Source organism: Rubrobacter tropicus (genome assembly GCF_011492945.1).
GTDB classification, from domain to species: domain Bacteria; phylum Actinomycetota; class Rubrobacteria; order Rubrobacterales; family Rubrobacteraceae; genus Rubrobacter_D; species Rubrobacter_D tropicus.
The window spans coordinates 701208-726674 of the sequence record NZ_CP045119.1 but is presented as its reverse complement, the minus strand read 5'-3'; the positions used below and the strand labels follow the sequence as shown (position 1 = coordinate 726674).

Annotated in this window: 21 protein-coding genes and 1 pseudogene; 10 read left to right on the top strand and 12 right to left on the bottom strand. The window is 67.7% G+C overall.

The features are described 5' to 3' along the window. Positions 1-172: 172 nt before the first annotated feature. Complete coding sequence (locus GBA63_RS03405) at positions 173-4591, bottom strand: Ig-like domain-containing protein (protein WP_166173494.1); 4419 nt, start codon at positions 4589-4591, stop codon at positions 173-175. A 329-nt stretch (positions 4592-4920) separates the two neighbouring features. Here GBA63_RS03405 and GBA63_RS24235 point away from each other — a divergent pair. Beyond that, positions 4921-7666: pseudogene (locus GBA63_RS24235) on the top strand (bifunctional acetate--CoA ligase family protein/GNAT family N-acetyltransferase). 272 nt (positions 7667-7938) lie between these two features. After that, positions 7939-8463 carry a VIT1/CCC1 transporter family protein gene (locus GBA63_RS03395; protein ID WP_207957052.1) on the top strand — a complete coding sequence of 175 codons (525 nt, stop codon included), beginning with the start codon at positions 7939-7941 and terminating at the stop codon, positions 8461-8463. 156 nt (positions 8464-8619) lie between these two features. Here GBA63_RS03395 and GBA63_RS03390 read toward each other — a convergent pair whose 3' ends face one another. The 9 genes from GBA63_RS03390 to GBA63_RS03350 form a co-directional block, all read right to left on the bottom strand. Further along, the gene (locus GBA63_RS03390; RefSeq protein ID WP_166173492.1) at positions 8620-8973 is read right to left on the bottom strand and encodes a VOC family protein; all 354 of its coding nucleotides are present in this window, start codon (positions 8971-8973) and stop codon (positions 8620-8622) included. Between the two features lie 70 nt (positions 8974-9043). After that, positions 9044-9679: a lipoyl(octanoyl) transferase LipB gene (gene lipB, locus GBA63_RS03385; RefSeq protein ID WP_166173490.1), complete on the bottom strand. Its 636-nt coding sequence runs from the start codon at positions 9677-9679 to the stop codon at positions 9044-9046. 17 nt (positions 9680-9696) lie between these two features. Then, entirely contained in the window at positions 9697-10674 is a 978-nt protein-coding gene (locus GBA63_RS03380; protein WP_207957051.1) for an NAD(P)H-dependent flavin oxidoreductase, read from the bottom strand. A 19-nt stretch (positions 10675-10693) separates the two neighbouring features. Beyond that, complete coding sequence (lipA, locus tag GBA63_RS03375; RefSeq protein ID WP_323127036.1) at positions 10694-11617, bottom strand: lipoyl synthase; 924 nt, start codon at positions 11615-11617, stop codon at positions 10694-10696. 291 nt (positions 11618-11908) lie between these two features. Beyond that, on the bottom strand, positions 11909-12394 hold the full coding sequence (locus GBA63_RS03370) for an NUDIX domain-containing protein (protein ID WP_166173488.1): 486 nt from the start codon (positions 12392-12394) through the stop codon (positions 11909-11911). Between the two features lie 115 nt (positions 12395-12509). Next, on the bottom strand, positions 12510-13997 hold the full coding sequence (locus GBA63_RS03365) for a dihydrolipoyl dehydrogenase (protein ID WP_166173486.1): 1488 nt from the start codon (positions 13995-13997) through the stop codon (positions 12510-12512). A gap of 178 nt (positions 13998-14175) precedes the next feature. Beyond that, on the bottom strand, positions 14176-15036 hold the full coding sequence (gene mutM / locus GBA63_RS03360; RefSeq protein ID WP_166173484.1) for a bifunctional DNA-formamidopyrimidine glycosylase/DNA-(apurinic or apyrimidinic site) lyase: 861 nt from the start codon (positions 15034-15036) through the stop codon (positions 14176-14178). A 44-nt stretch (positions 15037-15080) separates the two neighbouring features. Beyond that, positions 15081-15812 carry a class I SAM-dependent DNA methyltransferase gene (locus tag GBA63_RS03355; RefSeq protein WP_166173482.1) on the bottom strand — a complete coding sequence of 244 codons (732 nt, stop codon included), beginning with the start codon at positions 15810-15812 and terminating at the stop codon, positions 15081-15083. Between the two features lie 20 nt (positions 15813-15832). Then, positions 15833-16561, bottom strand: a complete 729-nt coding sequence (locus tag GBA63_RS03350; protein ID WP_166173480.1) for a TenA family transcriptional regulator — start codon at positions 16559-16561, stop codon at positions 15833-15835. A 340-nt stretch (positions 16562-16901) separates the two neighbouring features. On the opposite strand from GBA63_RS03350, the gene GBA63_RS03345 reads away from it, so the two are divergent. From GBA63_RS03345 to GBA63_RS03315, 7 genes are all read left to right on the top strand, one after another. Beyond that, positions 16902-17438 (top strand): hypothetical protein, encoded by a 537-nt coding sequence (locus tag GBA63_RS03345; RefSeq protein WP_166173478.1) that lies wholly within the window; start codon positions 16902-16904, stop codon positions 17436-17438. 69 nt (positions 17439-17507) lie between these two features. Further along, positions 17508-18437, top strand: a complete 930-nt coding sequence (locus GBA63_RS03340) for a diacylglycerol/lipid kinase family protein (RefSeq protein ID WP_166173476.1) — start codon at positions 17508-17510, stop codon at positions 18435-18437. Beyond that, complete coding sequence (gene moaD / locus GBA63_RS03335) at positions 18434-18676, top strand: molybdopterin converting factor subunit 1 (RefSeq protein WP_166173474.1); 243 nt, start codon at positions 18434-18436, stop codon at positions 18674-18676. The genes GBA63_RS03340 and moaD overlap by 4 nt, the downstream gene beginning before the upstream one ends. Positions 18677-18682: 6 nt before the next feature. After that, positions 18683-19111, top strand: a complete 429-nt coding sequence (locus GBA63_RS03330; protein ID WP_166173472.1) for a molybdenum cofactor biosynthesis protein MoaE — start codon at positions 18683-18685, stop codon at positions 19109-19111. Between the two features lie 289 nt (positions 19112-19400). Continuing rightward, positions 19401-20756 (top strand): glutamate-cysteine ligase family protein, encoded by a 1356-nt coding sequence (locus tag GBA63_RS03325; protein ID WP_166173470.1) that lies wholly within the window; start codon positions 19401-19403, stop codon positions 20754-20756. 33 nt (positions 20757-20789) lie between these two features. Then, the gene (locus tag GBA63_RS03320; RefSeq protein ID WP_166173468.1) at positions 20790-21281 is read left to right on the top strand and encodes an NUDIX domain-containing protein; all 492 of its coding nucleotides are present in this window, start codon (positions 20790-20792) and stop codon (positions 21279-21281) included. Positions 21282-21297: 16 nt separating this feature from the next. Continuing rightward, positions 21298-21999 (top strand): CPBP family intramembrane glutamic endopeptidase, encoded by a 702-nt coding sequence (locus GBA63_RS03315; RefSeq protein WP_166173466.1) that lies wholly within the window; start codon positions 21298-21300, stop codon positions 21997-21999. Between the two features lie 316 nt (positions 22000-22315). Here the strand turns inward: GBA63_RS03315 and GBA63_RS03310 are convergent, their stop codons facing one another. Continuing rightward, on the bottom strand, positions 22316-23548 hold the full coding sequence (locus tag GBA63_RS03310) for a citrate/2-methylcitrate synthase (RefSeq protein ID WP_166173464.1): 1233 nt from the start codon (positions 23546-23548) through the stop codon (positions 22316-22318). Between the two features lie 155 nt (positions 23549-23703). On the opposite strand from GBA63_RS03310, the gene GBA63_RS03305 reads away from it, so the two are divergent. Continuing rightward, positions 23704-24834, top strand: coding sequence for a citrate synthase/methylcitrate synthase (locus tag GBA63_RS03305; RefSeq protein ID WP_166173462.1), 1131 nt, complete (start codon positions 23704-23706; stop codon positions 24832-24834). A gap of 135 nt (positions 24835-24969) precedes the next feature. Here GBA63_RS03305 and GBA63_RS03300 read toward each other — a convergent pair whose 3' ends face one another. Continuing rightward, entirely contained in the window at positions 24970-25425 is a 456-nt protein-coding gene (locus GBA63_RS03300) for a MarR family winged helix-turn-helix transcriptional regulator (RefSeq protein ID WP_166173460.1), read from the bottom strand. Positions 25426-25467: the final 42 nt, after the last annotated feature.

Here is a 25467-nt window from a genome sequence, read left to right as displayed (position 1 = left end):
CCAGTTCCGTTTGCCTGGCGCGGGTGGGTTTGAAGCTCGCTCCTGCGAGCCGTTGGTCGGAGAGCATTCGGCTTCGGTCGCGGTCCGAACAATCTACGGTGCGAGAGACGCTGCGGTTAGCAACACACACCGAAAAGCTGACGGTTGAGAGCTGAGAGCTGAAAGCTACCAGCTACCTCACCCTGAAGTTCCAGGACTTGGTTACTTGCAGCGGGTTGTTCGCGAGATCCCTCGCGCCGGTCGTTACGACTACCCTGTAGGTCGCCCCTTGCCGCAGGGGGTTGACCGGGTTGAGGGTCGCGCGGTTCGTGACCGGGCTGAAGGTGACCGACGCGGCGACCGGGGTGGAGGTGCCCGACCGGATGATCTTGAAGTTCGCCTTGCCCAGGGTGGTGAGCCTCATCGCCTCCGTGAAGGTGGCAGCCACGTTGGCGTTGGGCGCCACGTTCCTGGCGTTGTTGGCCGGCGTGACGCCGGAGATCCTGGGCGCCGTGGTGTCCACGGTGAAGGTGCGGCCCGCTGACGGTCCGTCGAGGCGGTTGCCGAGCGTGTCCAGACCCCTGACCTCGAAGGTGTACTTCCCCTGCGCCAGCGGCCCCGCCGTGTGCCGGCCGTCACCGGAGCAGGGCCCGAAGGCCGGCGGGGTGCTCCCCGCGGCGTAGACCCGGCACTGGAAGGTCGCGCCGGCCTCCGCGGAGAAGGTCCACGTGAGGCTCGTCCGGTTGGTGATGGCGTTGTCTGGGAGGCCGGCGTCTATAGCCACGGCCGGCGGCGTGGCGTCTATGGCGAACGTCCGCGCCACCTCGGTCGCGTTGCCCGCCCCGTCGGTGGCCCGCACGCGGAGTTCGTAAGAGCCCTCCGGCCTGTTGGCCGCGAAGTGCGAGGTGGAGGTGGCGCAGGGGCCGTAGTTCGGGGACGCCCCGGCCGCCGCGACGCTGCACTGCACCCTGGCCGGTCCCGTCGTCGCGTCGCCCGCGGAGATCGTCCACTCCTGCCGCGTCCCCGGCCCGAAGACCCCGTCGTTGGGGCCGTTGACCGTCAACGCCGGGGGCGTCTCGTCGAAGGTGAAGGCGCGGGAGGCCGTGGCGACGTTGCCGACGTCGTCCGTGACCCTGACCCTGTAGATGTAGACGCCGTCGGCGGTTAGATCTGGCGCGTAGGGCGAGGCGCAAGGCGCGTATGGCTCGGGGGGCGTGCCCCTGCGCTCGACCTGGCATTCCCGCCCGGCGTCGGACACGTCGGCGTCGGTCGTGAACGAGAGCGGCACGGAGGCCGCGTTTGTCTGGCCGCCCTGGACGGGGGAATCGCCGAGGGCGAGCGAGACCTGCCTGTCTACCGTGACCTCCGCCCCGGAGGACGCCGACCGGTTGCCGACGTCGTCGGTCGCGCGGACCGCCACCGTGTGGGTGCTGTCCTGATCGTAGACCTGCATATCCAGCGTCGCGGAGTTGGGGGTCCTTGACCCGGGCACCGGCGCCCTGACCGTTCCGTCTACGAGGAACTCGACCCGCGGCGCGCCGGTGAGGTCGTCCGAGGCTGCGAAGGTAACGGTCATGGTCTTGCCGACCTTCGTCCCGGTCGCGGGCCCGGTAAGCGTGGCGGTCGGCGCCGTTGCGTCTATCCGGATCGCACGCGTCTTCACCACGCTCTGGTTACCGGCCCTGTCCGCGGCCCGCACGGAGAACTCGTAGGTCCCGTCCGGCCTGTTCGTTACGGAGTGCGAGCCCGCCCCGCCACAAGGACCATACTCGTGTGCGGCAGCGCCTACCGGGGGGACGGCCGCGACGCTGCAGAGCACCTCGGGCGGGCCGCTGGTCGCGTCTCCGGCGTTGAAGGTCCAGCTCTGGGTCGTGTTCGGGCCGAAGGTCCCGCCGTCGGGGCCGCTGCTCAGGGCGAGGTTCGGGCTCGTCCTGTCGAAGGTAAAGGCGCGGGATTCGGTCTTCGTGTTGCCCACGTCGTCCGTAACCCTGACCTCGTACGTGTAGACCCCGTCCTGGGTGAGGGCGGGCTCGAACGGCGCGGCGCACGGGGCGAAGTTTCCGGCCACGGTCCCGCTCCTCGTCGCCCGGCACTCGCGCTTCACGACGTCGGGGTCGGTATCGAATGACAGGGGCACGGAGGCGGCGTTTGTGAAGCCACCGGCGGCCGGCGATGCGCCGAGCGTCAGCGAGACCAGTTTGTCCAGGGTGACGGTCCTTGAGGCCGATGCGGTGTTGCCCACGCCGTCCGTCGCACGGACGCTGATCGTGTGTGAAGACCCGTGGGCGAAGGCGGCCAGGTTCAGGCCGGCCGAGTACGGGGCGTCGTTGTCGGTGGCCTTGACCGCGCCGTCGACCAGGAACTCGACCCTCGGGGCGCCGGGGATGTTGTCCGAGGCGGTGGCCGCGACCGTAACGGACGCGCCGACCTTCTGGCCTTCGTCGAGGCCCGAGATCCCAACGGTCGGGTCCGTGGCGTCGATGGTGAACGACCGCGTCAGCACCCGCTCGTTGCCTGCCTTGTCGATGGCTTTGACCTTGAACTCGTAGGACCCGTCGGGCCTGTTCGTTACGGAGTGCGAACCGGCCGCGCTGCAGGCGCCGAAGGCGTGCGTGCCGCCGGCCGCCGCGACGCTGCACTCGACGGTCGCCGGCCCGCTCGTCGCGTCCCCCGCCGTGAACGTCCAGGTCTGCGTGGTGTTCGGCCCGAAGGTACCGCCGTCGGGGCCCGTGCCGATGGCGAGGTTGGGGGACGTCCTGTCGAGCGTGAAGACGCGCGAAGCCCCGGCGACGTTGCCGACGTTGTCGGTAACCCTGACCTCGTAGGTGTACTCGCCGTCGGCCGAGAGCGTGGGCGAGAACGGGGAGGCACAGGCGACGAACGTTCCCTGCGCCGCGCCAGTCCTGGTCGCCCTGCACTCCCGGTCGCCGGCCGCCACGTCATCGTCGGTGGTGAACGAGAGCGGCACGGAGGGAGCGTTGGTGAAGCCGCCCGCGGTCGGCGATGCGCCGAGCGTCAGCGAGACCTGCCGGTCGACGACGAACGTCCGTGACGCGGACTCCTCGTTGCCGAAGGCGTCGACGGCGCGGGCCGTGACCGTGTGCGTGGTACCGTGCGGGAGGGCCGCCGTGTTCAGGTCCGCCGAGTAGGGCGAGGTGGTGTCCGTCGCCCTGAGCGCGCCGTCGATCAGAAACTCGACCCGGGCCACGCCGCCGGTATCCGTGGCCGTGGCCGCGGCGGTCACGGAGTCCCTGGCTTCCTGGCCTTCCGAGGGGCTCGTGAGGGAGACCGCGGGCGCCGTCGCGTCTATGGAGAAGCTCCGCGTCAGCGTCGTCTGGTGGCCAGCCCCGTCCGTGGCCCTGACCTTGAACTCGTGCTGGCCGCCGCCCCTGTTGGAGACGGAGTGGGAGGAGGCGCCACTGCAGGGGCCGAAGACGTGCTGCTCCTGCGCCCCGGTCTTTATGACGCTGCACTCGACCCGCGGCGGTCCGCTCGTGGCGTCCCCGGCCGTGAAGGTCCAGCTCTGGGTCGTGTTCGGGCCGAAGGTCGCGCCGTCGTTCGGGCCGCCGTCTATGGTAAGCGTCGGGTCGACCCTGTCGAGGGTGAAGGTGCGGGTCTGGGAGTCCGTATTCCCCACGTTGTCCGTGACTCGCACCTCGTAGGTGTAGGCGCCATCCGCGGCCAGGTTCGGGGAGAACGGCGAGGAGCAGTCCGCGAAGGCCCCGGCCGTGGTCGCCGTCCGGAAGGCCCGGCACTCGCGGTTTGCGGGCGACACGTCATCATCGGTCGCAAACGAGAGAGGCGCCGGGAGGGCGGTGACGAAGCCGCCCGGCGCGGGCGTATTGCCGAGCGAGAGCGAGACCTGGCGGTCGATCGTGAAGCTCCTGGCCGGGGAAGGGGAGACCGCGGAAGCGTTCTGGCCGGTGTCGAACGCCTGGGCGGCCAACGTGTGGGTGGAGCCGTGCGCGAAGCCGCTGGTGTCGATCTCGGCCGAGTAGGAGTCCCCGGAGCGGACGGCCTGCACCCGCGCCGTGCCGTCTATGACGAACTCCACCCGGTCGACCCCCACGTTATCCGTGGCGGTCGCCGTTGCCCGCAGGGAATCGCGGGCCTCGGTGTTCGGGCCGGGGCCGTCGAGCGTAATGGCCGGGTCCTCGATATCCGAGACCTGGAAGCTCCAGACCTTGGGCTGGTTGCCATCGGCGGCCGGGTCCGTATCCAGCGCGTTGCCCGCCACGTCGGCGGCGCCCTCGATGCGGGCGGTGTAGGTCGCGCCCTGGGCAAGGTCGCCAGACGGGTCAAGCGTGAAGGAGGTGTCTACTCCGGTACCGGGCGTGACGGAGGCCGCGACCGGACCGGCCGCGCCGTCCCTCGTAAGGGTGAAGGCGGTGTTCACGCTAGAAGCGTCCATCGGCTCGGAGAAGGTGACCGTGACGTTGTCCGTGGGCCGGGCGGTGCCGTTATCCGCGGGCGAGAAGGCCTCGACCGTGGGCGGTGTGGTGTCCGTCTCCTGCGCCCAAACCTGCCCGGCGAAGAACGCAAATGCCAGCGCGAGCGCGACGAGGATGACCGCGCCCCTTCGCGAAACGAATGCGATGTTAGTGATGGTCATGATATCCAGCTCCCCTGCCCGCCAACGGGAGGCGTCCCGTAAGACCCTGCACGGAAAACAATAGACTCGCGGCGGAGAGACGGCATCCCGAAAATGGGCTAAGTTTTTCTCGTCCCCGCATGCTACGGAAAGACGCGGTACAAGCGTTCACGCCCCACGACAAAGCCCGATGTTACAAAAGTAGATGCAAAAGGAACATAGCCAAAAGCTGACAGGCTGAGAGCGAGGCCTGCTCGTAGCAGGCCGAAGCGTGCTGAAAGCGCAGGCGCAAGCCGGAGCGTGCTGAGAGCCTCCGAAGGAGGCGTGCCGCGACGACCGAAGGGAGAAGCATGAAGCGAGGCACCAGGAGCGGGGACCCGGCGCACGACGTCCTCGGGTACGAGGGCGGGACGCTCGACGCCGTCTTCCGGCCCGAGACGGTCGCCGTCATCGGGGCGACCGAGCGGCCCGGGAGCGTTGGGCGCACGATCATGTGGAACCTCGTCTCAAGCCCCTTCGGAGGAACGGTCTTCCCCGTCAACTCTAGGCGTCCGAACGTGCTCGGCATCAAGGCCTACCCTTCCGTTTCGGAAGTCCCCCAGAAGGTGGACCTCGCCGTGATCGTGGCCCCCGCCCCGACGGTGCCCGGCATCATCGCCGAGTGCGTCGAGGCGGGCGTCGAGGGCGCCATCATCATCTCCGCGGGTTTCAGGGAGACGGGCCGGGAGGGCTTCGAGTTGGAGGAGCGGATCCTCGCGGAAGCCCGCAAGGGCCGGATGAGGATAATAGGCCCCAACTGCCTCGGCGTGATGAACCCGACCACAGGCCTCAACGCGACCTTCGCCGGCGCCATGGCCCGTCCCGGGAGCGTCGGCTTTCTTAGCCAGAGCGGGGCCCTGCTCACGGCCATTCTCGACCGGAGCTTTCAGGAGAACGTAGGCTTCTCGAACATAGTCTCGGTCGGGACCATGATGGACGTGGGTTGGGGGGACCTGATCTACTACCTCGGCGACGACCCGAAGACGAAGAGCATAGTCGTCTACATGGAGTCCGTCGGCGACGCCCGCTCGTTCTTGTCTGCCGCGAGAGAAGTGGCCCTCACCAAGCCCATCATAGTAATTAAGGCGGGCCGCACCGAGGCCGCCGGCAAGGCCGCCGCCTCCCACACCGGCTCCCTCACAGGCTCCGACGAGGTGCTCGACGCGGCGTTCGCCCGCAGCGGCGTGCTGCGCGTGGACGAGATCTCCGATCTCTTCGCCATGGCCGAGGTCCTCGGCAAGCAACCCCGCCCCCGCGGCCCCCGCCTGACCATCCTCACCAACGCCGGCGGCCCCGGCGTCCTCGCGACCGACGCCCTCATAAGCGGCGGCGGCGAGCTGACGGAGATCTCCCCGCAAACCATGGAGAAGCTAGACGACTTCCTCCCGGCCCCTGGAGCCACGGCAACCCGTGGACGTGCTGGGCGACGCCGACCCGGAGCGCTACGCCAAAACGCTCGAAACGGCGGCGGACGACCCGGAGAGCGACGGTCTGCTCGTCGTCCTCACCCCCCAGGACATGACAGACCCGACCGCGACCGCCGAGCGACTCGTCCCCTACGCCAACAAGACCGGCAAGCCGGTGCTGGCGAGCTGGATGGGCGGCGCCGAGATCGCCGCCGGCGAGTCCATCCTAAACGGCGCCGGCATCCCGACCTTTGACTTCCCCGACGCCGCCGCCCGCGCCTTCACGAACATGTGGCGCTACACGTACAACCTCCGCGGCATCTACGAGACCCCCGAACCCGCCGAGGAGACCGACGCCGACCGCGAAGCGGTGGAAGACATAATCGCCGGCGTCCGCGACTCGGGCCGCACGATCCTCACCGAGTTCGAGGCCAAGCAGGCTCTCGCCGCCTACGGCATCCCGACCGTCCGGACGGAGGTCGCCAGAACCGCTGATGAGGCCGTCAGCATAGCCGAACGCATGGGCTACCCCGTGGTCCTCAAGCTCGATTCGGAGACCATAACCCACAAGACGGACGTCGGCGGCGTCCGCCTGAACCTCCAGGACGCCCAAGAAGTCAGGCGCGCCTTCGAGGAGATGAGGTCTTCAATCCTCGAGAACTTCCGGCCGGAGGACTTCGGCGGCGCGGCGGTGCAGCAGATGGTGAGCCTCGACGGCTACGAGCTCATAGTCGGCAGCAGCCTCGACCCCCAGTTCGGGCCGGTGCTCCTCTTCGGCTCGGGCGGCTCTCTGGTCGAGGTCTACAGGGACAGGTCGCTCGCCCTGCCGCCGCTAACGACCACGCTCGCCCGGCGCATGATGGAGAGGACCCGCATCTTCGGCGCTTTAGGCGGCGTGCGCGGGCGGGCGCCCGTTGACGTGGCGTCGCTCGAGAAGCTTCTCGTGCGGTTCTCCCAGCTCGTGGTGGAGCAGCCCTGGATCAAGGAGCTCGACATAAACCCGCTCCTCGCCTCCCCCGAGCGCCTGATAGCCCTGGACGCCCGCATCGTCCTCCACGACCCCCAGACCGCCGAGGAGGACCTCCCAACCACCGCCATCCGGCCCTACCCGACCCAGTACGTCTTCGACGAGGAGCCGCAGGAAGGCGCCAGGGTCAGGGTCCGGCCCATCCGTCCGGAGGACGAGCCGTTGATGGTCAGGTTCCACGAGTCGCTCTCCGAGCAGAGCGTCTACATGCGCTACTTCCACATGATGAAGCTCGACCAGCGCACGGCCCACGACCGCCTGACACGCATCTGCTTTATAGACTACGACCGCGAGATGGCCCTCGTCGCCGAGCACACAGACCCCCAGACCGGAGAGCGCGAGATCATGGGCGTCTCCCGCCTCAGCCGCCACGGAGCCGCCCCCAACGAGGCCGAGTTCTCAGTCCTCGTCAGCGACCGCTTCCAGCGCCAGGGCGTCGGCACCCTCCTCGTCGAACGCCTCCTCGAAGTCGGCCGCGCCGAAGGCCTGCAACGGATCACCGCCGAGATCCTGCTCGACAACCACCCCATGCAACGCATCAGCAAACGCCTCGGCTTCGAACTCCGCCGCGACATGGAGGATATGGTGGTGAAGGCCGAGCTGGACCTGTACCAGAGGGCGTAGGAACTTTTAGCTATCAGCTTTCGGTTTCCCGGGCGCGGCCCTTGCCACGTCGGTCGCGCCCGGGACGGTCATCGTTGTGCCCCGCGCCCCTCTTGCCCCACCAGCTAACAGGGAACCCTTCGCAATACCGCCCCTAACGGCTCGGAAAAGGGCCTCCACAGTCCCCCGAACCGACAATGACTCCCATTAACCAGGAACAAGAATCGTTCTTGATATATGTTCGTATCCCGTTAGAATAAGGGAGGTTTTCGGGTACGTGGGAGGATGGTTCTTTGGCGGCATTGATGGAGAAGTTGGGGCTTGGGGGTCGGGAGATGACGGTCTCCGGGCACAGCAAGGACTTCGTGCTCAGGGTGGTTCAGCCGGGGCTCATCGGTTTGATGGACGGGTCGGTCTCGACGCTGGCGCCGGTGTTCGCGGTTGCGGTTGCGAGCGGGGACGCGCGGCTGACGTTTTTGATCGGGTTGGCGGCGGCGGTCGGGGCGGCGATCAGCATGGCCTTCTCCGAGGGCCTCTCGGACGACGGGTCGCTGACCGGGCGCGGGGGGCCGTGGTTGCGGGGGTCCATCACGGGGTTCGCGACCTTTATAGGCGGCATCATGCACACGCTGCCGTTCCTGCTGCCCGACATCGGCCTGGCGCTCTACCTGGCCTTCGCGGTCGTGGGCGTCGAGCTGCTCGCGATCTCCTACATCCGCTACAGGTACTTCGCAATGAGCTTCACGATGAGCGCCCTCCAGGTAATCCTCGGCGGCGCGCTAGTCTTCGGCTCGGGCGTCCTCATAGGAAGCGCTTAGCGGCCCTTCGGGCCGCGCTGTCAGCTCTCAGCTTTTTCCACTCGTGGCCAAACGTCAGGCGCCGGACCGGGAGTAAACCCGGTCCGGCGCCCTCGCTTTTCGCTACCGGCTGACGCCCTGGCTGTTCTTGGCTGACCGCTGAAAGCTGACAGCTATTTACTTCGGCGGCTCGTAGAGCTGGACGTCGTTGCCTTCGGAGTCTTTGAAGGTCGCTACGCGGCCCCAGGGGTGCTCGGAGATGCCGGCGGGGACTTCTACGCCCTGGTTCTGGAGCTCGCTGACGGTGTCTTCCAGGCTGGCCTCGGGCTGGAAGGTGACGACGGGGCCGCCATCGGACTGGGCGCCGGCGGGCTCGCGGCCGTTCAGGCCGATGGTGAGGCCGTTGGCGTCGACCTCGGCCCAGTCGCCGTCCTCCTTGGTGATGGAGAGCCCCAGGGTGCTCCCGTAGAAGTTCTTGGCCCGGTCGATGTCCTGGACCGGCATCCATACTACCGCTATGCCCTTGAGCATGTGCTGCCTCCTCTGCGTTTCGTGAACGGGGTTAGCTTGTCAGGAAGTACCCGGGTAGGCAGTAAGTAAACTAACCGAAGCGGTCGAGAAAATGGGGCACGACCCTCTCCTCGACCTCTGAGAGGGGTACGTCCCTGTCCAGTTCGCGGGCGAGGCTCGTCACGCCGAACTCCTTTATGCCGCACGGGGTGATGCGGTCGAACCAGGAGAGGTCCGTGTTCACGTTCAGGGCGAAGCCGTGGGAGGCGATCCAGCCCGATGAGAACTTCACGCCGATGGCCGCGATCTTCTTCTCCCCCACCCAGACCCCGGTGTACTCCGGGTGGTGCCAACCTTGGAGCCCGTACTCTGCGAGGACCCCGATCAGGAGGTCTTCGAGGCGCCGCAGGTAGCCGTGCGTGTCGCGATCTTTGAGACGAATAATCGGATAACCGACGATCTGGCCCGGCCCGTGGAAGGTCGCGTCCCCTCCCCTGTCGCTCCAGAAGACCTCGGCCCCGAGCGAGCGCAGGTACTCCTCCCCCGCCCCCAGGTTCGACCCGTCCTTGGCCGCCCGCCCCACCGTGTAGACGGGCGGATGCTCGCACAGGATGAAGGTGTCCGAAACCTCGTCTCTCTTGCGCCTCCGGGCCAGGTCTCTCTGGAGGTCCCAGGCCTCCGCGTAGGGCGTCAGCCCCGGCAGCCGCCGCACTTCCAGGTCGTTCAACGACCCTCTTCTCTCTTCTAACAAGGACGTCCCCCGAGCAACGCGCCGCAGGCTCTTAGTCTAGCCTCGGTCTCGGCCATCATGCGGTCCACCAACTCCCCGGCCGGAGGCAGGTCGTCTATGAGGCCGGCGGCCTGTCCGGAGTAGACGAAGTCCTCTGAGTAGTCCCCGCGCGCGGCCTCGAACCCGGCGCTTACCGAAGAACGTTGTTCTACGAGTCGTGCCTCGTGGCCGTGCCAGCGGTCGGAGAAGGAGTTTCGGATCGCCCTTCCGGCGAACTCCTCGGGCCAGGGGATGTCCTGGACGAGGTCGAAGACGCGGGTGTGGACGGTGGCGGTCTCGTCGGCCTGGAGGATGAGGCGCTTGGCCTCGTCGGTCCCCGTAGACTCGACGGTCGCGCAGAAGCGCGTCCCGATCCAGGCCCCCGAGGCCCCCATCGCCAGCACGCCCGCGATGCCGCGCCCGGTCCCTATGCCGCCGGCCGCCAATACCGGCTTTCCGGCCCGCTCCCCGATCTCCAGAACCCTTTGCAGCAGCGGCAGGGTGCCGACCTGGCCCGTGTGCCCGCCGGCGTCCGTGCCCTGGGCCACCAGCACGTCCACGCCGGCCCCGACGGCCGCCTCGGCCTTTCCCGCATCCTGGACCTGGCTCATCGTGATCGCGCCAGCCTCACGCACCCTCCCCACGAACGGCGCAGGGTCGCCGAAAGAGAGGGAGACCGCGGCGGGCTCCTCCGCGAGCACGGCTTCGAGCAGTTCCGGACGACTTTCGAGAACCCACGACATCAGGCCGAACCCGAACGGGCCGCGCCCCCTGGCGAGCTTTGCCTGCTCGGGGATCCAGCCGACGGGGGTGGCGGACCCGACCCCGATCATGCCGAGAGCCCCGGCGGCGCTGACGGCGCCGGCCAGCCCTCCCCCGGACCACCCGGCCATCGGGGCCGAGACCATGGGGTGGCGGACGCCGAGGAGGCGGGTGAAGTCCGTCGAGATCACGGCCGCTGGCCCGGCTTCTCTAGGCCTTCGCCCCCAATACCCCGCGGCGGGCGTCGGTGGTCTGCTCGTGGGCGTGGTAGGAGGAGCGCACGAGAGGCCCGCTCTCGACGTGCCTGAAGCCGAGGGAGAAGCCGTACCGGCGCAGGTCGGCGAACTCCTTGGGCTTGTAGTAGCGGCTCATCGGCAGGTGGTTCTCCGACGGACGGAGGTACTGGCCGATGGTGAGGATGTCCACGTCGTGGTCCCTGAGGTCCCGCATCGTCTGGTGGATCTCCTCCTCCACCTCGCCGAGGCCCACCATGAACCCGCTCTTGGTCAACCCGTCCGGGTTGAGCTCCTTGGCGTACTGGAGCACTTCGAGGGACCTCTTGAACTTCGCCTGCGGCCTGACGGCCGGGTAGAGGCGCGGCACGGTCTCGATGTTGTGGTTGAAGGTGTCGGGCCTCGCGTCGATGACGGTCCTTATGGCGTCCCGGTTCCCCTTGAAATCCGGGGTGAGGACCTCGACGGCGCAGCCGGGGACCTGCTCCCTGATCTCCCGGATCACGGCCGCGAAGATCGAGGCTCCGCCGTCGGCGAGCTCGTCCCTGTTCACGCTCGTGATGACGGCGTGCTCCAGCCCCATCTGCTTCGCCGCGTCGGCGACGCGGTGGGGCTCGTCGAGGTCGAGCTCGGTCGGCTTGCCCGTGAGGACGGCGCAGAAGCCGCAAGAGCGGGTGCAGACGTTGCCGAGGATCATGAACGTCGCGGTCCGGTTGTTCCAGCACTCCCCAATGTTCGGACAGCGGGCCTCCTCGCAAACGGTGTGCAGGTTCAGCCCGCGCATCGTCTCCTTGATATCCCTGTAGACCTCGCCGTCGGGCACCTTCGCCTTTAGCCAGTCGGGGCGGCCGTGCAGGCCGGGCGTGCCCTTGACCTGCTGCCTGAAGGGCAGATATTCCACCGGCGTCCCGTCTGGCGGCGGGGCGACGGGCCTGTCCTCCCAGCGGTGACGCACCTCGAAGGTCTTCGTACCGTTTTCAAGGACCTTGACGTTGATCTGCCTGCGGGCCACGGTTCGCCTCTTTCGTATGTCGTATTCCCCTGAGATGGGTATTGTATCCGACCCGGCTACGCCCGCCGTGAAACCGCGCTCTGGCGGTTCGCTGCGCGAACCGCGCCTTCAGCTATCGGCTTTCAGCAGTCGGCTTCTTACGGATAGTCCGGCACTCGTGGCGATTGCGTGTCCCAAGCGCTATTTCAAGAAGAGTTCTCGTGGCGGGTCGAGGTACGCCTCGAGGATGGGCTTTGAAGTCTCTATCACGTCGAGCCCGGAAAGCTCCTTACGCCGGAAGAACCGAAGCTCTTGGGACTCCTCCGAACGCCGCAGCGTCCCGAAGTCCTCGACCTCGGCCCTGTAGACGAACGTCATAAGCCGCACCACGTTCCCGTCGGGGTACCGGACGACCCGCGAAGGTCCGGGGAACACCGCGAACAGCTCCTCTTCCACCACGACGAGCCCCGTCTCCTCCAGCGTCTCGCGCCGCAGCCCGTCCTCCAGCGACTCCTCGGCCTCTATCGCGCCCCCGACGAACCCCCACCGCCCGCAGTCGCTCCGCCTCTCCATCAGAAGCTCCCCGCCGCGCTCGATCAGCGCCAGGACACCCACGCCTATCGGCCGGTTGGGCCGCGGGGCGTTCGGGTCCCCGTAAAAGAACTCGGCTTTGGAGGCATCAGGCATCAGGTTACAGGAAAGCGCCTAACCCAAACGGGGAGCCACCGTGAAGAACTCGCGGCGGCTCCCCGTACGGCGGCATCGCCACAATACCTGAAGCCTGATGCCTGTAGCCTGAAACCTAGAAATGAATCGGATGCCCCTCCGCGGCCATCGCGGCCTCGCCGACCACCTCCGAGAGGCTCGGGTGGGGGTGGATCGTCATGGCGATCTCCTCCGGCGTGCCCTCGACGAGCTTGGCGAAGACGCCCTCGGTTATGAGGTCCGTCACCTTCGGGCCGATCGCGTGCATCCCGAGGATCATGTCGGTCTCTGCGTCGGTAACGATCTTGAAGAAGCCGTTCGGCTCGCCCTCGATGAGCGCCTTGCCGATCGCCTGGAACGGGAACTTGGCCTCTTTGGCCTCGTAGCCCTCCTCCTCGGCCTGCGCCTTGGTGAGGCCGAAGGAGGCGATCTCGGGCCGGCAGTACGTCACCCGCGGGACCAGGCTCCGGTCCATCGGCATCGGGTCCTCGCCCGCCATGTGCTCGGCGGCGATGATGCCCTCGTGCCCGGCCTCGTGCGCGAGCCAGTACCCGCCGACGACGTCGCCGGCGGCGTAGATGCCGTCAGCGGCCGTCTGGCCGTAGCCGTCGACCTGGATGATCCCGCGCTCGTTGATCTCGACGTCCGTTACGTCCAGGTTCAGGTCCTCCGTAACGGTCTTGCGGCCGACCGCGACCAGCAGGGCTTCGGCTTCGATGGTATCCCCACCGTCCGCGTCCCCGGTCGGCGGGTCCTCGCCGCCGTAGGAGCCGCCCTCGCCCTTGGTCTCCTCCTTCTCGCCCGAGTCGGCGGAGGCTATCTTGATCTTGACGCCGGAATCCGTCTTCTCGAGGCTCTCCGGATCGGCCTTGGTGCCGGTCATGACGTTGATGCCGCGCTTCTCGAAGCTCTTCCGGAGGGCTTCGGATATCTCCGGGTCTTCCAGCGGCACGAGCCTGTCCAGGATCTCGACGATGGTCACCTCGGTGCCGAAGTCCTTGTACATGCTCGCGAACTCTACCCCCACAGCGCCGGAGCCCAGGATGATGACGCTCTTGGGATAACTCTCGTTGTTGGTGACGATGTCGTCGCTGGAGATGACCTTCTCCCCGTCGAACTCGAGCCCGGGCAGCGTGTTGACGGCGGAGCCGGTGGAGATCAGGACCTTCTCGGCCTCGAGCTCCTCGGTCCCTTCGCCGTTCTCCACCTTGATCTTCTTCGGCTCGACGAACGAACCCACGCCGTTGTAGACGGTCACCTTGTTCTTCTTCATCAGGCCCTGCACGCCCCTGCGGAGCTGCGTGACCACCTGCTCTCTCCTCTTGGCGGCCTGCGGGTAGTCGAACTCGACCTCGCCGGTCTTGACCCCGAACTCCTCGCCGTTCTTCGCGTCGTGGAGCAGGTGCGCCGTCTGGAGCAGGGCCTTGGTCGGGATGCAGCCCACGTTCAGGCACGTCCCGCCGAGATGCCCCCCCTCCCGCTTCTCGATAAGCGCGACCTTCATGCCGAGCTGGCTCGCTCTGATCGCCGGGATGTACCCCGCGTTCCCTCCACCGATTATCACGAGATCAAATTTTTCCGCCACTTGCTATCTCCTTTCTTTGTAGGCTTCAGGCCGCAGGTGTCAGGCTTCAGGTCTTGTGACCCCGACCCGCGCCGACAACCGAACCAAAAGCCTCCCAAAAATCGACCCGAATTCCGCAACGTAACTTGCGCCGAGTACCTCCCCTTCCTGATGCCTGTAGCCTGACACCTGAAACCTCCTAACCGAATTCTAATCGTACCGCTTCCCCGGAGCCATCTTCGGGCTGGCAGGCGGGACACAGGAACGTCGCCCTCCCCCCGACCTTCTCCTTGACGACCTTCCCCCCGCAGCCGCCGGGGCAAGGCTTGCCCGCCTGTACAAAGACCTTGAGGTGGTCCTGGTGGTGTCCCTTGCGCCCGAGGACGTCCCTGTAGAGGCTGAAGGTCGTGCCCCGGTGCTCTATGCCGGCCCTGAGGTTCTCCTTTACGGCGGCCTGGAGCCTCGTCCATTCGTCTTCCGTGAGCGTGTTGGCCTTGCGCGTGGGGTGTATCCGGGCGTCGAAGAGGGCCTCGTCGACGTAGATGTTGCCGACGCCGGCCACGACCTTCTGGTCGAGGAGCAGACCCTTGATGCGCGCCCTGCGCCCGCCGAGCTTCTCCCGCAGGTAGCCGGGCCGGAACTCGTCGCCCAAAGGCTCGGGGCCGAGGTCTTCGAAGCGGCGCTCCAACTCACCGGCGTCCAGGAGCCGCGCCCTGGTAAAGCCGGTCTCGTCCCGCAAAAAGAGGCTCCGGCCCCCCTCCAGGCGCAGCACGAGCATGAGGGCCGTCGCCGGTTCCTTCACCGGGGGAACTAGCAGGAGTTGACCGCCGATCTTCAGTTGCAGGACGAGCGCGTCCCCCGAGTCGAGGTCGACGATGAGGTGCTTGGCACGCCGGCGCGCGCCGGCTGCCCGCGCGCCCCTCAGCCGCCGGACGAAGTCCTCTCTCGAAGGATGCTCCACGAGAACGGGGGACGGGATCTCAACGTCCTCCACCCTCGCCCCTACGACGAGCTCGCCAAGGTCCCTCTTTATCGTCTCTACTTCGGGCAGTTCGGGCACGAACTAGTTATACCCCTCCCCGGCCGTCGGAACCCGCGACGCCTTCACGTCTTGCGGGCGACGAACGCGGCGTGGTTCTCCCCGAGGGGGTAGCCCCCGTAAGAGCCCATCGTCCTCACCTCGAAGCCCGCCCTACCGAGGGCGGCCGCGGTCTCCTGCGGGCCGTAGAGCCTTACGCGGTGGACCTCGTCGGTCCGCCGGTAGAGATCCCCAACCCTCCGGAAGCTGACGATCCGGCGCTCCATCGTGCCCGTCTCCTCGTCCTCTTCCTTCTCGTTGAGCACCGCCCAGTCCGGTCCTTTCGAGAAGCCCTGCTTCTTGACGCCGGCGGGGACCTGACCCGGTCCCAGGACGTCGAAGACGAAGACGCCGCCCGGTCTCAACGCCCCATGAACGCGCCCGAAGAGATCTCTCAGCCCCCGCTCCTCGTACGCGGGGTCGAAGAGGTAGTTCAGGACCTCGCTCACGGCCGTGACCGCGTCGCAGGGCGGGATCTCCGCCTCGAATAGCGACCCAACCCTGAACTCGGCGCCGGGCGCCTTCTGCCACGCGAGCTCGATCATGGCCTCCGAGATGTCGATCCCGTGCACCCGATACCCGGCCCCCAGAAGCTCCCGCGCCCACAGCCCGCTGCCGCACCCAAGATCCACTACCAGACCGTCCGGTATCCCGTTGTCTTTCAAGATCTCCAGGATACCGGGCGCCGATTTGAGGGCGAAGTCGGCGTGGCCGACGTCGTGGATGTAGGCGAGGTCTTCCCGGTACCAGTCGACCATGCCGCGGTCCGGCGGACCTTCTAGCCGCCTACTCGGGCGGAGACGTCGAGCAGCGGGGCCGGTTCGCGGAAGACCGCCTTGTAGAGCCCGTCGAGCATCACGGAGCGGGCGTCGAGGGAGCGCATCGCCCCTTCCCGTACCCGTGCCTGGCCTTGTTCATCCTGCGTGTATGGGGCTATGGCGTCCATCATTATGCGGGCGTGGGTAACGTCCATGGTGACGTGGCTGGTGAAGATCTCCAACGCCTCCTCCGGCAACCCCGTCGCCTTTTTCAATCCTTCCGCGAGCCGCACGTAGATCGGGGGCACGGGCCACTCGCTCGCGGGCCCCAAAGCCCCGAGCCCGAGCCTGAAGTCGGGATGCCCGGACAACGCCCGGTGCGCCGAGACGTAGAGGTCTATCTCGGGCAACGTCGCCGGCCCCTCCCACTCTTCCTCGGTGATCCCGAGCGCCCCCAGAAACCGCCGGTACAACGCCGGGTGCGTCTCATCCGGTTTCAGATGCCCATACTCGTCAAAGAGGACCTCCGCGAGCGCGAGCTGCAAAGCCTCGTCGTGCCCGCAGTTGGAGATGAGCGCCGCCAGGTACAGCCGGCTCACCCTGACGTGGCGGTAGTACTGCACCGCAAACGTCCGAACCCCCTCGACCCCAACGTCCCCATCCCCGAACCTCTCCAGAAACGGATGCCTCAACGCCGGATGCCCGATAACCTCGCGCTTTAAGCTGTTGAGAAACTCTTCGGGGTTCATCTCGCACTCCGTCCGTCGCAGGTCCCCTAGTTTAACGCAACAGGGCACGCAGCCCTACGGGCAGCTTTCAGCCCGCTGCGCCCTATGGGCTCCGCTCTCGGCACGCGTCGGGCCTGCTTCGCAGCCCCTCGCTTTCAGCAATCAGCTTTCAGCCGCGCAGGGCCGAACCGGTGAGCGCCGGGCGCGACGGTCCGGTTGTCGCTTGGCGTGGGGTGTACGGACGACTTGCTGATAGCCGACCGCTGAAAGGCGCGAAGCGCCGGGCTGAAAGCGGAGGCCGCAAGGCCGGAGCGAGCTACTAGCAGTGGTTTCACTAGCTTCAGTGAGGTATAATTCCTGCATGACAGAGAAGAGGAACGAGATGCGACAGGAATGGTTGAGCGTCCCGCGGCGGCGGGAGGAGGAGCGGTTGGATCCCCACGTTTACAAGCGTGGGATTAATGGGTTGACGGTCGAGGAAGCTGTGCGGCGGGCGGCCCCCCGGGTGGTGAACATCCTGGAGCGGAGTGGGGAGCGGTACTCGGCCTTCGAGAAGGAGTTGGTGCGGCAGACGGTCAGGGCTTGCCTGGTCTCGCAGGTAAGCAGGGCGAACCTGTACAGGATCGCGGGTATTCTCGTGGCCGACAGGCGGGACGAGGGGGCGAACCTCGGGCGGTCGCTCGCGCTCGCCTACGTGGAGGCCTTGAGGGATGCTTTCCTCGGTGAGCTGACCGTGGGCGAGCAGGTGCTCACGCCGTTCGGGACGGGGGAGGTCAGGTACGTCTCGGAGGGTGGGCAGGACGCGGCGATCCGGCTCGACGGCGGGTCCAGGCAGGAGGTGTGGTTGCCGGTCGCGAGGCTCTCGCGTCCCGAAGCGGAGGTGCGCGAAGCCTCGTAGCCTCGCGGCATCGGGCCCGTGGTTTTCCGGGTAGACTACGGCGGACGTGAGGCTACGGAGGAGCAGACGATGGGACGGCCCAAAGCGCGGGTGATCTGCAACCCCACTTCGGGCGGCGGCGCTTACGACCCGGACGAGTTGCGCGCTGAGTTGGACGGCTACGAACTCGACTGGGTCCAAACCGGGGGGCCGGGCGACGCCAGCGAGGCCGCCGGTGAGTGGCGGGAGGGCCTGCTCATTGTCGCCGGGGGCGACGGCACCATCAACGACGCCGTCAACGGCCTCGGAAAGGCCGGTTTCCCCGAGGGCGTCACTTTGGGCATCCTCCCCGCGGGTACGGGCAACGACCTGGCGGCGACCCTCTGTATCCCGAACGACCCGGACGAGGCTGAGGACGTGATCCGGCAGGGCAGGGTGCGGACGCTCGACGTGGCGCGGGTACGCTCGGACGGGATCGGGGAACGGTTCTTCATAAACGTGGCGACCGGGGGGCTCGGGGCCGAGATCTCCGACGCCAACGAGGGCGAGTTGAAGGAGAGGTGGGGCAAGCTCTCCTACCTGCGGGCGTCCTTCGAAGTGGCGAAGGACTTCGACGTCAAGGAGCTCGACCTCTACCTGGACGGCGAGCTTCGCAAGGTGAGGGCCGTCAACGTGGTCGTCGCCAACTGCCGCTTCGCCGGCGGCGGCTGGCTCGCGGCGCCCAAGGCGAACCCCGAGGATGGCCTGCTCGACGTGGTCATCATAGAGAAGCTGGGGTTGGCGGATCTGCTCCAGCTCGCGCCGGCGTCCATGGCGAGGTCGGACTACGCGGGCAAGGAGGGCGTGTTCAGCGCGCGGGCCAGGGAGATCCGGGTAGAGACCGAGCCTCCGGGCCTCGAGTTCACCGTCGACGGCGAGGTCGTCGGCGACGAGCCCGCCCGCTTCTCGGTGGTGCCCCGGGCGCTCAAGGTCATCGTCGGTCCCGACTACGACCCCGAACCGCAGGGGACAGGGTCGTGATCGAGGTCCTCCTCTTCGGCGCGGCGGCCGACCGGGCCGGCACGCGGACGGTTCGGCTGGACGTAAAAGAGGCCTCCACCCTGGCGGCGATCTGGCCGCTGCTCGCCGACAGGTATCCGGACCTCGCCTCCATGCGCGACACTCTAGCCTTCGCCGTCAACGGTGAGTACGCGAAGATGGACGGACGCGTGGAGCCGGGCGACGAGGTCGCCGTGCTCCCGCCGGTCTCCGGCGGTTAGAGGGAATTGTTCGCAATCGTCGATGAGAAGATAGACGTCGGGGCGCTGATCGAGGGCGCCCGGAGGCCCGACTGCGGCGCGGTATCCACCTTCGTCGGGACGACGCGGGTGGACGAGGCCGGGGATAATTCGGTCGAGTACCTGGAGTACGAGGCCTACAGGCCGATGGCGGACCGGAAGCTGGAGGAGATCGGGGCCGAGATAGAGGAGCGGTGGGACGTGGGGCACGTCGCGATAGTCCATCGCGTCGGACGCGTCGACCCTGGCGAGGCGAGCGTCGCCATCGTCGTCGCCTCGCCCCGCCGCGGGCCGGCCTTCGAGGCTAGCCGGTACGCGATAGAGAGGATCAAGGAGATAGTCCCGATCTGGAAGCGCGAGGTCTGGTCCGACGGTTACGTCTGGGTCGGCAGCCAGGTCGGAACCCGCCCAGGCTGAAGCGGGTTGGGAGGTAATACCTCCCCAACCCGCGCTGTCAGCCATCAGCCCGCTGCGGCTTCGCCTCCGCTTTCGGCTATCAGCTCAACGCCTACGTCGTCTGGCTATCTGGCCACCGTATCCCGCGCCCTTGCCGAGACGAGACGCTCCGGTAAGGCGCGGGGTTCCGGGCGAGGGTTCTTCGCACGTTGGCGCAAAGACCGCGGGGCCTCCGTGGCGAATTTCTCTCCGGGCGGCCAGTTACGCGGGGGCCCGCCTTGGGGTAGAGTTCTCCGATGGGAGGAGGAGCGTGAGACATTTTTCCGGGGGCAAGGGGTACGAAGGAGACAAACCCCCGGACCGCAGCATAGGTCTGGAGCAGGAGTTCTTCCTGGTCGAGGACTCGGGCGAGCCTTCGGTGCGGGCGGACGAGTTTCTGGAGCGCTGCAGGGAAGTATCCGAGGGAGACGGCGCGGCATGCCTGGCTCCGGAGTGGGTGAAAGGCGTGGTCGAGGTCAACACGCCGCCCGTGCGCTCGCTGGCGGATCTAGAACAGGAATACGCGGGAAACGTGCGCCTGGCCCTCCGCTCTGCGCGGGAGATCGGGCTCAGGATCTACCCTTTGGGCACCTACCCGTTGCCGCTGGAACCCGCCGTCAGGGAGGAGCCCGACTACCAGGTCCAGGTCCGCACCGTCGGCCCGGAGAGGTTCATGGACGCCGGGAGATGCGCCGGTACCCACCTGCACCTGGGGCTCCCTGCCGGCACGGTGGATACGGAACACGGCCTCTCGCCTGCGGCTTCCGAAGGGGCGCGTAAAGAGTTGCTCGACCTTTACAACCTGGCGACGGCGCTCGACCCGGCCCTGATCTTCCTGTCCAGATCCTGCCCGTTCTACGAGGGCCGGATGACGGGCCTCTCACCCCGCACCACCCGCTACCGGGGCAGCGACGCCTTCGGCTGGGATGGCGTCTACAGGCATCTCCCGGAAGTCGGGGCTCTGCGCCCCTACGCCCGGAACCCCGAACACCTCGTCCGCCAGCAGTTCGACCGCTACGAAACCTGGCTCTCGGCCATGGAGAAAGCGGGCGTGAACCTGGCTCTCTTCCTGGAGTCGGGCGGGGACCTTCTCAGGCCCGCCTGGAACCCGGTGAGGCTGAACCGCCAGGGCACGCTGGAACTCCGCGGCCTGGACAGCAACCTGCCCGAAGCCACCTTCGCCGCCGTCGAACTGGTGCTCGCCTCCGCCGCCCGCGTCCGCGAATACGGCCTGACCGTCACCCCGAACGAGGAGATCTCGACCTTCGAGGTCTCGGGCGGCAGGCTTCTCGTTCCCGGCTTCGAGCGCCTCAGCGGTGAGATGTTCCGCGCGGCGGTCTCCGGGAACGCCGAGGACCCCACGACGACCACCTACCTCGACTCCATCCTAGAGTTCGCCGAGCCCGCCGAAGGACGCCTAGAAAAGCTGCGGGACCGTCGCGCGCGGGAAGGCGCCTACCCGACCACGGAGGGGGAGATCCTCGCAACCCACGCCGCTGAGAATGGCCTCATCTCCCGGGAAGAAGGTCTCCGCCTCGTGCTGTGGGCCTGCGAGGAGTTGGAGGCCCAGGTCTCCCGTCTAGACCGGCAGTTCGAACCCGAAGGGGAGACCGCGGGCGCGTCGTAGATCCTGCGTAACTCGCGGTTATACTCACGCGGCATGGGCAAGCACAGGTCATCGACCGGCATGGACTTCGGGGTGCGCGTGGCCGCGGTGATCGAACGCGGGGGCAGCCTTCTGCTCGTCCGCCACCAGAAGCCTGACCGGGACCCGTACTGGGTCCTGCCGGGCGGCAGGCTGGAGCCGGGCGAGACCATCCCCGAGTGCGCCACGCGCGAGGTGGCGGAGGAGACGGGCCTCGACGCCCGGTTCTCCGGCATCCTCTACGTGGGCGAGTTCCTGCGCGAAGGCCGGCACACGGTAGACGTAACCGCCAGGATGGCCGCGGATGGCAAGTCCGAGGCCGCCCTCGGGAACGACCCGGAAGTAGAGCCAGGCTCGGAGCCTACCCTGCGCGAGCTGCGCTGGGTCAGTGTGGAAGAACTGGCTGGGATCGGGCTCCTTCCGGTCCAGCTCAAGGAACGGTTGCTGGAGGACGCCTCGGGCGGGTGGGCGGCGGGCGAGATCTACCTGGGAGGCGGGCGCCGTTAACGACCCGCAGGGAACGTTGCTCTCCGTCGTTATGACGAACACCGCCGTCGCGGCTCTCGTGATCTGCGTTTTCTGGCTCGGGGTTACGGTCGCCCGCGCCCTGGGCCGGAAGGCGAGCTTCTCGCTGGCGCCTCTCGGTTTCTCGCGCCCCAAGGGGGGCGTTCTCGCCGGTATCGGTACCGGGATCGCCGTCGGCGTCGGGGCGATTGTGATGAGCGTGATCGTCAACCCAATAAGCGCCTACCTGCTTGACAGCCTCGGCTACTCGACCGAGTCCACCGTCCAGCAACCGTTCATGCGCGGCCTCGTCGGCTGGGTGGAGAGCAACCCCTCCTTGGCGATACCCGCTATCCTCCTGGTCGTCGTCCTCTTCGGCCCGGCCGTCGAAGAACTGGTCTTCCGCGGCGCGATCTTCAACGGCCTGAACCGCCTCGGCGCCCTCGTCTTCTCCCGCACCACGGTAAGCGGGAACCCGGCAAACCGTACCAACAGAACCGCCTTCGTCCTCTCCGCCCTCGTCTCTTCCGTCTTCTTCGCCCTGCTCCACCTCGAGCCGGTCCTACTGCCGGCCATCTTCATCCTCGCCATCGCCCTGTGCGCCCTCTTCCAACGCACCGGCAGCCTCCTCCCCCCCCTCATAGCCCACGCGACCTTCAACTCCTTCGCCACCTCGCTGATAATCCTGAACGGCCTCGGCGTCTTCGAACTGCCCGTGTAGCGCCGCCTTTGGCGGCGCGCACGCTCCGGCTTCGCCTCCGCTTGTCAGCACGTTCCGCCCTATGGGCTCCGCTCTCAGCACGCTTCGGCCTGCTTCGCGGGCCTCGCTTTCAGCCTGTCAGCTTCTTGCCGCGCAGAGCCCGACCGGGCTGCGCCCTGCGCGGCGGTTCGGATGTCGCGGGGCGTAACGCGCACAGACGACTTGGCTGAGAGCCGCCGTCAGGCGGCGTGCTGAAAGCGGGACCCGCGGAGGCGAAGCCGGAGCGGGCCGAAGCGTGCTGAAAGGCGCGAAGCGCCGGGCTGACAAGCGGAGCCCGTCAGGGCGTAGCGTGCGCGACGACCGAAGGGAGGAGCCCGACGTATCGGGCCCTCGGACGTACCAGGGTATCGCTGGCGTATTGCTCTATGGCGTGCCCGATCCAGCCGACGGTCCTGCCGACCGCGAACAGGGCCACGGCGCCGCCTGGCGGCAGGCCCAGGGCGCGCGCGACGGTCGCCAGCGCCAGGTCCACGGTCGGCCGCTCCCCCGTGAGGTCGAGCACCGCTTCGGAGACGGTGTCGGCCAGCGCGACGGCGGGGATTTCCGGATGGAACCCGACGGTAGCCCGGAGCAGACCGGCGCCGCGCGGGTCCCCTTCCGGGTAGAGTGGGTGTCCGAACCCCGGTATTCCGTCCCCCCGCCTGAGCCGGCCGGAGACGACGGCCCGTGCGTCTCCCACCGTCTCGACCTCGCGCAGGAAGGCCTCGACGAGCTCCACCTGCCCCCCGTGCCTTACGCCGCCGAGGGCCGCGAGGCCGGCCTGCACGACGGCGTAAGGGGTGGCCCGCGCCGAGGCGACGCACCTGGCGGCGAAGGTGGAGACGGGCAGCTCGTGGTCCGCGCAGTAGACGAGCGCCGCGTCTATGAGCGCCGCCGCGTCCGGTTCGCCCGGGCACCAGCCGCGCCCGAGCGTCTCGGCCGTGCGCCCGGTCCCGTCGCCACCGACCGCGCGGGCCATGAGGCGCAGGATCTTCACGCCCGTGCGGGCGACGGCCGCGGGCCTGAGGTCGTACCCGACCGGGTCCCAGGCCGCGGCCACGGGCAACAACGCCTGGAAGACCTCGGCGGGCGGGAGACCTCCCAGCGTCGCGAGCGTCTCACGTAGCGGTCGGGACAAGTCTTCATGACGGGCGAAGATATTATCCGCCTCGCCAGGGTCGCCCGCCCAGATCAGGGCCGCCACCTCCTCGATGCTGCTCCCCGCCGCCAACTCCCCCACATCACGCCCCCTGTAGAACAGCCGCCCCCCTTCGACGAGCGTGATGCCCGACTCGAGCACCGGCGCCCCCCAGCGCAGCGCCCCCTCGGCGGCCCTCTCCGGGTCACGCCTCCTCTCCTTGCGCTCCAACAACGCCCGCACGTCTTCAGCCCTGTACCGCCGGCTGCGCTGCCCGCCCTCGACCGCCTCGGACCTGACCATCCCCCGGCTCACGTACGCGTACAGAGTCGGCAGGCTCACCCCCAACTCCCCGGCCGCCTCCCGCGCCGTCATGTAGCGCCCAGAACCCATCCCACCCCCGCAAGACCCTTGAATGGCACCCGCATCCTACGACATATTGATTTATAGATCAATATTGATAATGAAGCTTCGAAAGCCTACGATGGTGGGCATGGGGGCGTTTGGGCTCCGGTTTGGCCAGCGTGCGTGCGACGGGAGGTATCGGGATGGGCGGTAGTTCGGGGTCTTCTTTCGTGGCGGGGCTAGAGGGCGTGGTGGCGGCCGAGACGAGGATCAGCGGCGTGGACGGCGACGCTGGCGCGTTGACGCTGGCGGGTTATCCGGTCGAGGAGATCTCCGGCCGCGCCTCGTTTGAGGAGATGGTCTACCTCCTCTGGCACGACGAGTTGCCGAATACCGAGGAACTCGCGGCGTTTCGGGGGGCTCTGGCGGGACGTCGGGGGCTGCCGGCGGCAACCCTGGAGCTCCTGCGGGCGGCGGGCGCGCGCAACGTCCCGCAGATGGACGCGCTGCGCATGGCGGCCGGCACCCTCGGCCTCGATGCCCCCGACGACCCCGCGCTCGACCTCGTCGCGCGCCTGCCCGTCATAGTGGCGACCTACCACAGACTGCTCAATGGTCAGGAGCCCGTGGTCCCTGATCCCGACCTCGGCCACGCCGCCAACTACCTGTACATGCTCGACGGCGAGAGGCCGGGAGAGGATTCCGTGCGGGCTCTGGAGACCTACCTCAACACCGTCTCCGACCACGGCATGAACGCCTCGACCTTCGCAGCCCGCGTCATCGTCGCCACCCGCTCCGACCTCGTCTCGGCCATCGTCGGGGCCATAGGGGCGCTAAAAGGGCCGCTGCACGGCGGGGCGCCGGGACCCGCGCTCGACGTGGTCTTCGAGATCGGGGAAGCGGGGAACGCCGAGCCCGTCCTGCGCGAGAAGCTCCGGCGCGGCGAGCGGCTCATGGGATTCGGGCACAGGATCTACCGCGTCCGCGACCCCCGCGCCGACGTCCTGGCCGAAGCAGCAGAGAAACTCTTCGCCACGGACGGGGATAGGGACCTCTACGCCCTCGCCCTTGAAGTGGAGAAGACCGCCCTGCGCCTTCTCGAAGAGCACCGCCCCGGCCGCAACCTCCAGACCAACGTCGAGTTCTACACGGCCCTGCTCCTGCACGGCCTCGGCCTCCCCACAGACCTCTTCACCCCGACCTTCGCCATAGGCCGGGTTGCGGGCTGGACCGCCCACTGCCTCGAACAGCGGTCCGAAGACCGCCTCATCCGGCCGCAATCCGAATACGTGGGCGCGACGGATCGTACCTGGCTCCCAGCGCAAGAGCGCTAAAGCGGTTTGCAGAGAGGTTCTACCTCTCTGCAAAGCTGTCAGCCATCGGCGGTCAGCTTTCAGCTTTTTTGTTCTTGCTGAAAGCTGACCGCCGAAAGCGGAGGCGAAGCCGCAGCGGGCTGACTGCTAACCGCTTTAGGGTAACCCCGCCCGCCCATCGTCGCGCTCCAGTGCTTCGGCGCAGCCACGAAGCACGACTAAAAGACGCCCCCGCTCGTGCTCCGTGAGGCCTTCTAGCATGCGCCCTTCCACGGCCTCCACGAGCGCGTGGGCCCGCGAGACGACCGCACCTCCGGTCTCCGTAAGGTAAGCCTGCAGTACACGCCCGTGCTCCGGATGCCGTCGACGCTCGACGAGCCCGGCACCCTCCAGTTTCGCCAGGATCCCGTTCATAGTCTGCGGCGTCACGAAGCACCTCCGCGCCAGCCCCGCCCCCGACAACCCCGCTTCCCCCTCCAAGACGGCGAGCGCCGCGTACTGCGGCGTCGTCAACCCCAGATCCCGGACCGCCGCGTCCATCGCCAGCCGCAACGCGTGCTGCGCCCGCTTCATCTGATAGCCGATCCGCCGCCGCGTCCCGTCCTCGACCATCGGATTTTGCCCCTTTCTTATTATCAATACCCTTATATAATA